The sequence below is a fragment of the Pseudomonas sp. GNP012 genome (assembly GCF_054343835.1).
In genome coordinates, this window is sequence record NZ_JBTGUU010000001.1 from 1,721,328 (window position 1) to 1,733,478 (window position 12,151).

11 protein-coding genes are annotated in these 12,151 nt (G+C 60.0%); 8 read left to right on the forward strand and 3 right to left on the reverse strand.

The window, feature by feature from the left end:
- The first annotated feature begins 354 nt into the window (after nt 1-354).
- The 7 genes from ACXX83_RS07795 (at nt 355) to ACXX83_RS07825 (ending at nt 8,456) form a co-directional block, all read left to right on the forward strand.
- Nucleotides 355-1,506: an efflux RND transporter periplasmic adaptor subunit gene (locus ACXX83_RS07795; RefSeq protein ID WP_458548030.1), complete on the forward strand. Its 1,152-nt coding sequence runs from the start codon at nt 355-357 to the stop codon at nt 1,504-1,506.
- Nucleotides 1,503-2,189 (forward strand): ABC transporter ATP-binding protein, encoded by a 687-nt coding sequence (locus ACXX83_RS07800; protein ID WP_015094670.1) that lies wholly within the window; start codon nt 1,503-1,505, stop codon nt 2,187-2,189. Before ACXX83_RS07795 ends, ACXX83_RS07800 begins: the two co-directional genes overlap by 4 nt.
- Entirely contained in the window at nt 2,189-3,400 is a 1,212-nt protein-coding gene (locus ACXX83_RS07805) for an ABC transporter permease (protein WP_458548031.1), read from the forward strand. The genes ACXX83_RS07800 and ACXX83_RS07805 overlap by 1 nt, the downstream gene beginning before the upstream one ends.
- Nucleotides 3,400-4,596, forward strand: coding sequence for an ABC transporter permease (locus ACXX83_RS07810; RefSeq protein WP_458548032.1), 1,197 nt, complete (start codon nt 3,400-3,402; stop codon nt 4,594-4,596). Before ACXX83_RS07805 ends, ACXX83_RS07810 begins: the two co-directional genes overlap by 1 nt.
- A gap of 722 nt (nt 4,597-5,318) precedes the next feature.
- A complete protein-coding gene (locus ACXX83_RS07815) occupies nt 5,319-5,828 on the forward strand; it encodes an SMI1/KNR4 family protein (protein ID WP_458548033.1) in 510 nt (169 codons plus the stop codon).
- Between the two features lie 7 nt (nt 5,829-5,835).
- Complete coding sequence (locus tag ACXX83_RS07820) at nt 5,836-7,515, forward strand: hypothetical protein (RefSeq protein ID WP_458548034.1); 1,680 nt, start codon at nt 5,836-5,838, stop codon at nt 7,513-7,515.
- A complete protein-coding gene (locus ACXX83_RS07825) occupies nt 7,512-8,456 on the forward strand; it encodes a hypothetical protein (RefSeq protein ID WP_458548035.1) in 945 nt (314 codons plus the stop codon). Before ACXX83_RS07820 ends, ACXX83_RS07825 begins: the two co-directional genes overlap by 4 nt.
- 25 nt (nt 8,457-8,481) lie before the next feature.
- Here ACXX83_RS07825 and ACXX83_RS07830 read toward each other — a convergent pair whose 3' ends face one another.
- Nucleotides 8,482-9,354 (reverse strand): helix-turn-helix transcriptional regulator, encoded by an 873-nt coding sequence (locus ACXX83_RS07830; protein ID WP_458548036.1) that lies wholly within the window; start codon nt 9,352-9,354, stop codon nt 8,482-8,484.
- A gap of 117 nt (nt 9,355-9,471) precedes the next feature.
- Between ACXX83_RS07830 and ACXX83_RS07835 the strand changes: the two genes are divergently transcribed.
- Complete coding sequence (locus ACXX83_RS07835) at nt 9,472-9,729, forward strand: hypothetical protein (protein WP_458548037.1); 258 nt, start codon at nt 9,472-9,474, stop codon at nt 9,727-9,729.
- A 546-nt stretch (nt 9,730-10,275) separates the two neighbouring features.
- On the opposite strand, the gene ACXX83_RS07840 is transcribed toward ACXX83_RS07835, so the two are convergent.
- Together ACXX83_RS07840 and ACXX83_RS07845 are read right to left on the reverse strand one after the other, a co-directional pair.
- A complete protein-coding gene (locus ACXX83_RS07840) occupies nt 10,276-11,169 on the reverse strand; it encodes a polysaccharide deacetylase family protein (protein WP_458548038.1) in 894 nt (297 codons plus the stop codon).
- Nucleotides 11,169-12,041 carry a GNAT family N-acetyltransferase gene (locus ACXX83_RS07845; RefSeq protein WP_095967176.1) on the reverse strand — a complete coding sequence of 291 codons (873 nt, stop codon included), beginning with the start codon at nt 12,039-12,041 and terminating at the stop codon, nt 11,169-11,171. The genes ACXX83_RS07840 and ACXX83_RS07845 overlap by 1 nt, the downstream gene beginning before the upstream one ends.
- Between the last annotated feature and the right edge of the window lie 110 nt (nt 12,042-12,151).

Genomic DNA, 12,151 nt, shown 5'->3' on the forward strand with positions numbered 1-12,151 from the left:
AATGAGTCGCAAGCCCTTAAGCGTCGCGGGGTTTGCAGCTTTCCTTCTGCTTACACAGAATTTAGTTGTGTTGCGTCGAGCGGTTGAACCCACAACCGCGAGAAGACATTCGGGTATGGGCAAAGCGTGGCACAGTTTCCGGAGATATTTCGACGTCGCAGCGTTGCCGCGGCAAGGATTTCTATTGAGTTGGCATGGCTGGCGAACAGCCGTTGCGAGAGAAATAAATCTCATTCGCCATTTATCTGGCGCTCGTCTGACGCTCGTCTGAAAAGCGTCGGATAAATGACGTTTCGCGTTGTTCTTTTACCCTCCTGACCTAGGCTCAAGCCATGTGGGGAGGAGGTGAAGTCTATGCGCAAATTATTGATTGGCTCGTCGATACTGGCCTGTCTGGTGGTGCTGGGCGGCTGGTTGAGTCGACCACAGCCGTTGCCGGTCAGGCTGCTGGAGGTTGAGCGCGGGCCGGTGGAGACGCTGGTTGCCAACACCCGCGCGGGTACGCTGAAGTCCTGTCGGCGCTCGCATCTGTCCTTCAATGTCGGCGGCCAGGTTGCCGAGTTGCTGATCGCCGAGGGCCAGCGGGTCCAGGCGGGTCAGGTGCTCATGCGCTTGCGGCAGGTCGAGCAGCAGGCCCGGTTGCAGGAGGCCGAGGCGCGGTTGGAGGCCCAACGCAACGCCCGCGAACAGCGCTGCCAGCAGGCTCATCTGGACCGGCGCGACCTCGATCGCCTGGGCCAACTGGCCGACCGCAAGCTGGTTGCCGCCGATCGCCTCGATCAGGCCGAGACCAAGGCTAACCTGGCGAAGCTGATGTGCAATGCCAGTGCCGTGCTGATCCGCGAGGCCGACGCCAGCTTGCAGTTACAGCGTTCACTGCTGGAGCAGACGACCCTGCGTGCGCCATTCGCCGGCATAGTTGCAGAAATCAACGGCGAACTCGGCGAGTTCGTCACCCCTTCGCCGCCGGGTATTCCCACGCCGCCGGCGGTCGACCTGATCGACGACAGCTGCCTGTATGTCGAGGCGCCGATCGATGAGGTGGACGCTGCCCGGGTTCGCCCCGGAACCGCGGTGCGGATCAGCCTGGATGCTTTCCGTGGGCAGCATTTCGCTGGCCGCGTCAGCCGCATCGCGCCCTATGTGCGTGAACTGGAGAAGCAGGCGCGTACCGTCGATGTCGAGGTGCGCTTCGACCAGCCGCCGGCCGATCTGGTTCTGCTCACTGGCTATAGCGCCGATGTCGAGATCCTCCTGGAGCAGCGCGAACGTGCTTTGCGTATCCCCACCGAGACCCTGCTGGAGGGGCAGCGCGTGCTGCGCTATGACCCCAGCGCCCGGGTGTTGCGCGAGGTGGAGGTGCAAACCGGGTTGAGCAACTGGCGCTGGACCGAGGTGCTCGCAGGGCTGGACGAGGACGCGCGCATAGTCGCCAGCCTCGAGCAGGAAGGGCTCAAGGACACCGTGTCGGTGATCCCGGTGGATGCGTCGGAGACTCAGCAATGATCCGCCTGCGCGGCGGCAGCCGCAGCTTCCAGTTGGGCGAGCAGAAGGTGATGGGGCTGGACGGCCTGGATCTGGACATCGCCGCCGGTGACTACATGGCGGTGATGGGCCCGTCGGGCTCGGGCAAGTCGACCCTGCTGAACATCCTCGGTTTGCTCGATGCGCCGAGCGCTGGCGAATACTGGCTGCAGGGCGAGGCCACGGCGACGCTGAGCGAGGCGCGGCGCGCCCAATTGCGCAGCCAACTGATAGGTTTCGTGTTCCAGTCCTACCACCTGATCGCACGGCTGACGGTGCTGGAGAACATCGAACTGCCGATGGTCCTCGCCGGTATCGGCGCGGCGCAACGGCACAAGCGCAGCAGCCAATTGGTGGCGCGCCTGGGGCTGGGCGATCGTATTGCCCACCGCCCGGGCGAGCTGTCCGGTGGACAGCGCCAGCGCGTCGCCATCGCCCGGGCGATGGTCATGCAACCGGCGCTGTTGTTGGCCGACGAGCCCACCGGCAATCTCGATAGCCAGGCCGGCGCCGAAGTCTTCAGCCTGCTGGAGGAGCTCAACGACGAGGGGCTGACCCTGATAGTGGTGACCCACGACGCCAGCCTGGGCGCCCGCGCGCACCGCCAGTTACACATGCGTGACGGGCGGATCCACAGTGCTGCGTCGCAGCAGGCGCTGGCCTGATGCGCGCCGCCGATGCCCTGGCCTTCTGGCTCGGCGCCTTGCGTGGGCATCGCTCGCGCAGCCTGATGCTGCTGCTGGCCATCGCTATCGGGGTGGTGGCGGTCAATCTGCTCACCGGTCTCGGCGCGGGCGCGCGGGCCTTCGTCCTGAACGAGTTCTCACTGCTCGGGCGCGACATCCTGATCGTTTTCCCGGGCCGCAAGGAAACCACGGGGCGCATGCCGCCGCTCACCGGACTGACGCCGCACGAGTTGACCTTGCAGGACGTCCAGGCCATCACCCGGTTGCCGGGCATCCGCCGGGTCGCGCCGATGCAGGCCGGGCAGATGGAGGTGATAGTCGGCAACCGCAATCGTGAGGTGCTGACCCTGGGCACCACGCGAGACTTCTTCGCCATTCGCCAACTGACGGTCGTCCAGGGCCAGCCCCTGCCGGAGCTGGACCCTGAGCAGGCCGAGGCCGTCTGCGTGATCGGCGGCAAACTCCGGCGCGAGCTATTCGGTGCGCGCCCGGCCCTGGGTGAATGGTTGCGCGCCGGCGACCGGCGCTTTCGGGTGGTCGGTATCCTCAGTGAGCGGGGCGAATCCCTGGGGATGGATTTCGCCGAGATGTTGATCATCCCGGTGGCCAGTGCCCAGGCCTTGTTCAATCGCGAGGGGTTGTTGCGGGTGTTTGTCGAGGTGAGTGGGCCGAGCTTTCTCGAGCGCAGCAAGCGGCTGATACTCGCCGCGCTCAAGGAGCGCCACGAGGGTGAGGAAGACATCACCCTGATCAGCCAGGACAGCCTGCTCAGCGCCTTCGACGAGATACTCACGGTGCTGACCCTGGCGGTGGCCGGGATTGCCGCGATCAGCCTGCTGGTGGCAGGCATCCTGATCATGAACGTGACCTGGATTGCGGTGAGCCAGCGCAGCGCCGAGATCGGCCTGCTCAAAGCCATAGGTGTGACGGCGGCGCAGTTGCGCCTGCTGTTCCTCGGCGAGGCGGCGCTGCTCGCCCTGGCGGGGGCGCTGGCGGGGCTGCTGCTGGCCGAAACCTTGCTCTGGCTGGGGCGCCTGGCGTTCGATCTGCCGCTCTATGCACCCTGGTGGGCGCGGGCTAGCGCGGTGCTGCTGGCACTCGTCACGGCGCTGCTGTTCGCCTGGCTGCCGGCCGCTCGGGCCTCGGCGCTGGAGCCGGTGGCGGCGCTACGCCCGCCGGGAGCGCACTGATGCGCTGGCAAGATGGTTTCCGGCTGACCAGCTCGGCGCTCACCTGTCGCCCCTTGCGCAGCCTGCTGACCCTGCTCGGGGTAGCGATCGGGATAGCCGCCGTGGCGCTGCTCACGGCCATAGGCGAAGGCGTGCGCGGCTACGTGCTGGAGAACTTCTCGCAGTTTGGTACGCGGATCATCACCGTGCGCCCGGGCAAGACCCAGACCAGCGGCCTCGGCGGTCTGCTCGGCAGCGTACGGCCACTGACCATCAGTGATACCGACGCCCTGCGGCGCTTGCCGCATGTCGAGGCGGCGGTGCCGATCATTCCGGGCAGCGGGGATATCCAGTTCGGTCAACTGAGCCGGCGCAGCGACATTCTCGGTGGCGGCCATCAGCTGGCGCAGGCCTGGCGCATGCAACTGAGCCTGGGCGAGTTCCTGCCCGTGGCCCGTGACGGTCGTTCGCCGCCCTATGTGGTGCTCGGCCATCAGCTGCGAGTCGAGCTGTTCGGTGCACGCAATCCGCTGGGCGAGCTGATCCGCGTCGGCGGCGTGCGTTTCCGGGTGATCGGCGTGATGGCGCAGAAGGGCCAGTTGCTCGGCTTCAACCTCGACGATATCGCCTACATCCCGGTGGATTGGGCCGAAAGCCTGTTCAACCGCACCGGGGTGGTCAAAGTCCATGTGGTGTTCGGCGCCGGCACCACTTCGCGGGCGTTGAGTCAGCAGATTCGCCAGGTGCTCGGCGAACGGCACGGCGAGGAGGACTTCAGCCTGAGCACCCAGGACGACATGTTGCGCAGCTTCAACCGCGTTCTCGGCACCCTGAGCCTGGCCATCGGTGCCTTGGGGGGCATTTCCCTGTTGGTCGGCGCCGTCGGCATTCTCACCATCATGACCACCACTGTGGGCGAGCGCACGGCGGAAATCGGCCTGCTGCGGGCGATAGGTGCCAGTCCGCGGCAGGTGCTCGGGCTGTTTCTCGCCGAAGCGACGCTGCTGTCCCTGGCCGGTGGTCTGCTGGGACTGCTGTTGATGGGCCTGCTGCTCGGGCTACTGCACCTGGCCATGCCGAGCCTGCCCTTGGCGCTGCAGCCAATGTTTCTGCTGCTGGCACTGCTGCTGGCGGCGGTGCTCGGCATTCTCGCCGGCCTGGCGCCGGCACTGCGGGCGGCCCGCCTGCATCCGGTGGCGGCTCTGCGCAGTGAATAGCGGCCAGGCCAATGAGCCTGACGGGCTGGTTGTATGCTGGGTGACGATAACGAAACCGCCGGCGCTGGGCCGGTGATTTTAATGAGTTGGCGGCGGCTAAAACCGAGTGCAAAACTCCGGCAACAAGTCCTCGGAATTCAGAGTGTCCATAGAGGATAAATTCCTGCAGGTTTACGTTGATCAATGTTTCGAGTGATCGCTTAGGGGCGGATACAGCCCTTCACGACAGACAGCGATCGGCCGATTCTGTTGAAAAAGTCGACCATGGTTTCCGCAGCAGAAAAGTATGCGTCCGAGATTGAAGTCTTTACTTTCGGCAGAGGCTTCCGGACTCAGATTTCACGTAGCGGTGGGCAAAAAAGGCGTTTTAACCAGTCAATGACCAGGCTGTTTGGGCGAACCGACTTTTTCAACAGAATCGGCCAGAAGCAGACGGTCAGACGATACAACTCGACCACTTGGACCTTGTAGATATCGTCCAAGATTGAGTAAAGCATGACTGGCCTTCCTAGTTTGGGCGGACGATCGCCTGCCTTATGAGTCTGAACAAGGCCTCACTGATCTCCCAAGATTCATCGCTTAATTACGTGAAAGCAAACGCTTGAGCCGTTACGAAGATGACAAGCGTTATGTGATCGGGCACGATACTAGATAGTGTCTAATTGCTACCAAGCATTAGTGAAGGGAAGGCTGCGCCCCGCAGACAACAAAGGAGGATGATCGTGAAACAGCTTTGGCTTGACCTTGAAACATTTCTGCGAAGACACAACCCAGAGCTTTTCGCCGACTTAAATCCTCCCGCGTCTCGTGTCCAGATCAAAGAGCTGGAAGAGCAACTTGGTGTGACTTTGCCCAGCGATTTCGTGCAGTGCCTGATGCTTCATGACGGGCAACTGGGTAAAGCAGAAAGGTTGTTCGAGGGCTATGAGTTTCTTTCGGCCCGGAAGATCCTTTTGGAGTGGTCGGCGTTGCGCCGCCTGCTCGACCGAGGTGATCTAGATGAGCCATTGGGCAAGCCCGACCCCGCGGTGCTTCACACCTGGTGGGACACACGCTGGATTCCTTTCGCCGCCAATGGTGCTGGTGACAATCTCTGCCTCGACCTCGCGCCGGCAGCCGCCGGCAACCTTGGCCAAGTCATCGGCTATTCCCATGAATTCCCTCGACGCTCGGTGAAGGCGCCAAGTTTTTCCGTATGGTTCGAGGCTGTAGCCAAGCGCGTGCATGCCTGAGGCCCCTATGAAAATGACGCTTATTGAAATGCGCGAGCAGAGCCTGCAAAAACTGTTCAGTGATTGCCAGCAACAGGTCATAGGGCAAATTATCGGGCCGTTTGGGCTGTCCACGGCAATGTTCGAGGACAGGAACGGTGGCAATGTCACCACCCTGCATAATTTTTCCCGGGACGATGACCAATACGTCGCGACCGAGTCGGACAAAACTCTGCATGCGCATTCAAAGATCGAATACGACGAAGACGTCCGGTCCCAGTATGAGATTAACACCAAGAAGAAGGCTGAAGCTGCCGGCGGTAAAACTTGGGAAGAGAAGCGTGCAGAGAAGATAGCCCAGGGCCGGGATGACTACACAGGCGCTGAAGTGTCTTCCGATGGCACTACTACCATGCGCACTGGCGAGACAGTTACAGTTGAACTGGATCACGTCGTATCCATCGGCGAAACCCACCGTACTGTCAAGAACCATCTCGCGCTTGGCGATGTAGTGGTCGATTCAACGACAGGCGAAAAGCGTGTTGATACTGGGCGTATGCGCAAGATGGTCAACGATGATGACAACCTTGCGTTAACCAATAAGCCTGCCAACGGTTCTAAAAAAGCTCACGATCTTCAGGAGTGGGCGAACCGCGAACGTGACGACGGAACCACCAATATTGACGAATTCGGGCTCGATCCAGGTATGGTCGATGAGGCCTACCAAAAAGCTAGGGCTCATGCTGACCGCACAGCCAATAGAGCCTTGTTGAAGAAACAAGCCGGCGAGCTTTTCACAACAGGTGGCAAACAGGCCGCAATGATGGGCCTGCGACAGTCACTCGGTGTGCTACTGACTGAGCTGGTCAACGGTCTATTCAACGAATTCAAAGTATTGATTAAGGCAGGTGTCAGCGCCGGTAAAACCTTGTTCGAGGAGATCAAAGAACGCCTGCAACGGGTGATAGCGTCGGTCATCAAGAAAGTACCGGACGCTGCATCCCAGGCAATACAGGGGGGGGTTAGCGGGTTCATGAGCAATCTGATCACGTTCCTGATTAACAACTTCCTCTCCACCGCCAAGCGTTTTGTCACCATTATTCGTGATGGCCTGCTGGGGTTGGTCAAGGCGATGAAGATGATCATGTTCCCACCCAAGGGTATGACATCGGACCAAGCCCTTCAGGAAGGCTTGAAGATCCTCACCGCTGTAGTGGTCACGAGTGTGGGGTTTCTGTTGCAGGAAAGCGTGGCGACTTTTCTGAAAACGCTGCCGTTCTTGCTGCCGGTCGCCGATATGGTCGCGTGCGTGCTGATAGGTATGCTGACGGGGTTGCTCAGTGCCTTTCTGGCATATCAATTGGACAATCTCTTCGAACGTTACCGCTACGCGTACGACGAAAAACTCCTGGACGCGATCATCCTCGATGGGCGCTTGGCCGAACGGCTGGCCGGAGACCTGCTTGTGCAGGCAGATGTTTCACTGCAATCGATCGGTAAATACGCTGACTCCATCAGTAGCTACGAGGCTACCGAGAGCTCGTTGAGCGACGCATACCAGACTTCTCGGGGAACCCTGTTCAGTATCACGGCATGTATCGAGACGGCCAAGGCACAAGTCAATGAAACGCGTCATATGGTCGCGTATCTGGATGACACCCAAGCGCTGCTGGATGATTTTTTTCAAGGCAACAAGGAGATGCAATGAGCAGTTTGAAAGGCAAGGAAATCCAGATCGTTACTGCTTTGTCTCAAGCGGATTTGTCGGAGTCGGTCATCGGTGGCAGCTGTGTAAAGGATTTGATTACCGCCGTGGTCGATGCGCAACATCAGGCCAAGAGCGCCAACGATGCATTGCAAAAGGCACGAAGCGAGAAAAGCACTCAGAACGTCCTGAGCAACTGGTGGAATAATACCGAGGATAAGATCAAGGATGCGCAGCTAAGCCTGACCACTGAGATCTCCAACCTCAATCGGCACTCATCGCAGTTGTTGATCTTCAATACTGCCGTTTCAAAAGTGCTTTGCGATCAGCAGGATGTTCTGTTGAGTCAGCAGCAGCGCCTCGAAGCACAGGCGATGCAGCTACGGGCACAGAACACGCAGATCCTTGACCAACAGCAACAACTGGCTGCCCAGCAAGGGGAGATCCGAGCGGCTAACCAAGGGCTGCTTGAAGCCAAAGGCCTGAGTGCTACCCAGGCGCGCGACCTGATTGGCTGCGTGCGTCGCGTAGAAGCAGCCGAAGCGCGTATTGTTCAGATCAACGAAGAGGTCCTGGTAGAAATAGGCCAACAGCTCAATCAGGTCCGCAAGGATGTTTACGACTCCCTGTCGACCGCAGTGAGCACGTTGGAAGCTCGCGATAAACAGTTGCTGCGTATCGCGCAGGACCAGCAACAAAAGCTGAACAACCATAGCGAAACTATTGACGGTAAGCTCAATGCATTCAATCAGGCATTGCCTGGACAGCTCGAAACTTCAATCAGTAAACATCTTGAATCCAGCCTCGATTTGGTCCGTACAATGGAGCGGCGGCTGGAGCAACTTTCCGCCGAGCATACCCGGCTGGCCAAGCGCGTTTTGCTCAGATCGATCGTCCTCGGCGTCGCCTTGCTGGGGGTTGGAGTAGCGGTGGTGCTGTTCTGAGGCGAACTTACTGTTAGGCAGTGCCTTACTCGTAAAGCCATGGCTTCAGCGCGTCCAGATTTTTAACCACGATCTGCTGTGCTGACGCCTTGGGCTCGAGTTTTTTTGGATCGATCTGATAGCGCTGTAAAACGTAACCAACCAATGCGCATCGCGTCGGGATCACCAGTTCTCCCTCCTCCATACCGAAGTCGACTTCGATGATTGCCTTCTGTGCAGGTTTCAGGCGCGAATCCGGCTCGATGACTACATCGACCATGGTGTTCCATTCCTCGTCTTCGCTAATCAGGTTCTCGCTCATGCGCTCAAACTCTGGTTCGCCCCGGAACCTGCTCAACACAAAGTCGCGATACTTGCGGTTCTTCTCGCAGTAAGCCCGCACATGCCAACGCATGCCGGTATAGATCAAGGTGTGAGGTGAGATCAGCCTCGTTTCCGGAGCCGGATTGGCTAGCGACACATATTCGATGGAAATCACTTCGCCGTTGCGGCAGGCCCTGAGCAGTGGGCGCAGTACGCCCGGACGAATCGTGCGGTCATGCACCTCCAGTACCTTGGTATGCGCATAAGCCAGTGCCAATCCTTCCACATGCGGCGCCCGCGAGTGAGTCTGGTTCAGCAGTTGCAGATAGGCATTGGCACTGTCATCGATGAACAGCGGCTTGAATTGCTTGCTTGGTACGTAACCCTTTAGCTGCTTGTCATATGTAAGGTTTTTAGGCGCATGCTCGGTGATGTAAGTGTTGATGTCTTTGGACGCCTGTTGGCGGCTGATGCCGAAGCTCTGCATCAGGTGGCCCGTGGTAAGACGGCCTTCCCACCAGGTCACGGTTTCGATCAAGCGATAGCGAAGTGCCAGGTCCCAGCGGACCTGATTGATCTCTTGTGCGCGTTTCATGGCCCGTCCATGTGCGTGGTTTGTTTACCTGTACAAGTCTACAATCTATACGTGTAATAAATCGCTACATATCCTTTGGCTGTCTTCGGAATAAATGACTTAGCGAAAGGATTCAACATGACTACGACGGATGTAATTTCGACAGCAGCCCTGGTGATGATGGTGGTGATTGCTGTGCTGCTGCTGGCCCATTATCTGAAGTTGCAAAAGGTGTGGGACACGATTGTCAATTGCCGTACGACTTTGCGCTGGGCGCGCATTCATGAGTCGGAGAACAAGGAGCTTCGTTCGGCTCTACGCGCTGAGAGGGCGCATGTAGATCAGTTGCAGAGGAAGGTAACGTTGCTGGAAGAACTGTTGCCCGAGGGCAAATGAATATTGCCCGTAGTCTATCGCACAGTCGAGAACGTTGGAGCATGTGTGATGTCTTGGAACTGATGCGGAGCTTGTGTTGAGCGAATACTTGCACGGTCGTGGTTTGCAATATGTAGGTATGGATTGAAGGAGGTAGCCAAAACCGATAAGGACCTTCAGGTGAGCGTCCGTTTCTGGCCGATTCTGTTGAAAAAGTCGGTTCGCCCAAACAGCCTGGTCATTGACTGGTTAAAACGCCTTTTTTGCCCACCGCTACGTGAAATCTGAGTCCGGAAGCCTCTGCCGAAAGTAAAGACTTCAATCTCGGACGCATACTTTTCTGCTGCGGAAACCATGGTCGACTTTTTCAACAGAATCGGCCGATTTCTGCCTGTGGCCACCATCAGCTTTGGGTCGGTTTCTGCCTTCCATGACCGGCTGAAACCGACCCAAAACGCACATGAGTGGCAGGCAACGCCTCGACGATGTTCAAGGAGGAGCAGGGCGCCTGATGCAGAACGGGTGATTTTGACAAGCCTGCGAGGCTCAGGCCGTTGCGAACCCCACTCAGGCAGGGAACCGGGCTATCCAGTGCCTGGCAATCTCTTCGCGCCGGCAGATCCACACCGCATCGTGGCCTTGCACGTAATCGAGAAAGCGCGCCAGTGCCATCGCACGACCGGGATGGCCACTGATCCGCCCATGCAGGCCGACGCTCATCATCTTCGGGTGTTGCGCGCCTTCCTGCCACAGCAGGTCGAACGCGTCCTTGAGCAGCCGGAAGAAGTCTTCACCGCAGGCGAAACCGTTTGGCAGCAGATAGCGGGCGTCGTTGTTGACCAGTGTGTAGGGGATCACCAGGTGAGCGGGCGAGCCCGGGAGCCAGTAGGGCAGGTCATCGTTGTAGGCGTCCGAGCTGTAGAGAAACCCGCCTTCCTCACGCAACAAGCGGCGGGTGTTCTGGCTGACCCTTCCTGTGTACCAACCGACGGGGCGTTTGCCGCAGGCCTGCTCGATCACGTCGAGGGTGAGGCGGATATGGTGCCGCTCCTGGTCTTCAGGCATGTCGCGATAGTCCAGCCAACGGTAGCCATGCCCGGCAATCTCATGCCCGGCCGCGCAGAGCGCCTGGCCGATCGCCGGGGTGAGTTCCAGTGCCCGGCCGACGGCGAAGGCGGTCAGCGGCAGGCCTCGGGCGCCGAACAGTTCCAGAATGCGCCACACCCCTGCGCGCGATCCGTATTCGTACATGCCCTCGACGCTCAAGTCCGGTTCCCCCACACACGGCGGGCGGCCGGGTAGCTCGTGAAGCCAGGCTTCGGACTGGGGATCGCCATTGAGGAGGCAGGATTCCGCGCCTTCTTCGATGTTGAGTACGAACTGGACCGCGACGCGCGCTTCACCGGGCCATCGCGGGTGGGGTGGACGGCCGCCATAACCGATGAGGTCGCGGGCGGACATCAGCCCAGCTCGAAGGTGGTGACGCCGAACACACGTTCGTGCGCGATCGCCGGAGGAGGGCCGAGGTACATGCGGGCGCAGCCGAACACCTCGGTCATGCCCTGTTGGCGCACGAGCGCCATGGCGGCGGGGTTGTTCTCCGGGGCATCGAGAAACAGCGGGCCACCCTGCGCAAATTCCGCCAGGCGCGCGTAGAGGGCATTGGCCGCCAGGGCGTCATCGGCGAACAAGGGACCGATCTTGCAGCCTTCCCGGCAGCGCCTTATTACGCCATAGCCGCTCAGCCTGCCTTCGCGCCGACAACCCACGGCGAGTGCATCGGCCTGGGTTATCCACCCGCTCAGGAAGGTTGCGCGCGGGGCGGGGAAGCAGGTGCGGTCGTAATCGACCACCTGATCGAACGGGAAGGCGGCCAACGGGACGATGTCCTGGTCGTCTGCCTGGGAGGTCGTCGGGCGCTCGGTGATTTCGGCACGAAAACGCAGGTTGCGATGGGAGAAGACGAAACCACCCTTGGCGTAGTAGTCCTGCATCGCGAAGACGCCATCCATGCCGATGCTCGCCCCCGGGCGCAGGCGGGCGAGGAGTCGCTCGCGGCGTGCGTGCCAGAGGGTATTGCCCAGGCCCTGGCTGCGATACTCGGGCCGGACGATGAAAAAGCCCATGAAACCGAATTCGCCATGGTAGGAGGTGATGGCGCCACCGCCGATCAATTCCTCGCCCCGGGACGCCGCGATGAAGGCGGCAGGGTCCGTGGCCCAGAACAGCTCGGCATCGTGAAGGCCGGGGTTCCAGCCCTCACGGGCAGCCCACTCGACGAGTTCGTCCAGTTCGGGACGGGTCATGTTGCGTATGACCAGCTGATTCGACACCGTGAAATTCTCCTCAGACGCTAATCGAGTGTGTGGTCCATCCCCGCCCGGAACCCTTTCGGTATAGCTTCAAGCCGGGTAATGATCCAGCTCGTCACGTCGCCTCAAGG

Coding starts and splice junctions, on each gene's coding strand:
- ACXX83_RS07835 (WP_458548037.1), top strand. CDS start 9,472: ATGACTACGACGGATGTAATTTCGACAGCAGCCCTGGTGATGATGGTG.
- ACXX83_RS07830 (WP_458548036.1), bottom strand. CDS start 9,354: ATGAAACGCGCACAAGAGATCAATCAGGTCCGCTGGGACCTGGCACTT.
- ACXX83_RS07800 (WP_015094670.1), top strand. CDS start 1,503: ATGATCCGCCTGCGCGGCGGCAGCCGCAGCTTCCAGTTGGGCGAGCAG.
- ACXX83_RS07825 (WP_458548035.1), top strand. CDS start 7,512: ATGAGCAGTTTGAAAGGCAAGGAAATCCAGATCGTTACTGCTTTGTCT.
- ACXX83_RS07795 (WP_458548030.1), top strand. CDS start 355: ATGCGCAAATTATTGATTGGCTCGTCGATACTGGCCTGTCTGGTGGTG.
- ACXX83_RS07820 (WP_458548034.1), top strand. CDS start 5,836: ATGAAAATGACGCTTATTGAAATGCGCGAGCAGAGCCTGCAAAAACTG.
- ACXX83_RS07805 (WP_458548031.1), top strand. CDS start 2,189: ATGCGCGCCGCCGATGCCCTGGCCTTCTGGCTCGGCGCCTTGCGTGGG.
- ACXX83_RS07840 (WP_458548038.1), bottom strand. CDS start 11,169: ATGTCCGCCCGCGACCTCATCGGTTATGGCGGCCGTCCACCCCACCCG.
- ACXX83_RS07810 (WP_458548032.1), top strand. CDS start 3,400: ATGCGCTGGCAAGATGGTTTCCGGCTGACCAGCTCGGCGCTCACCTGT.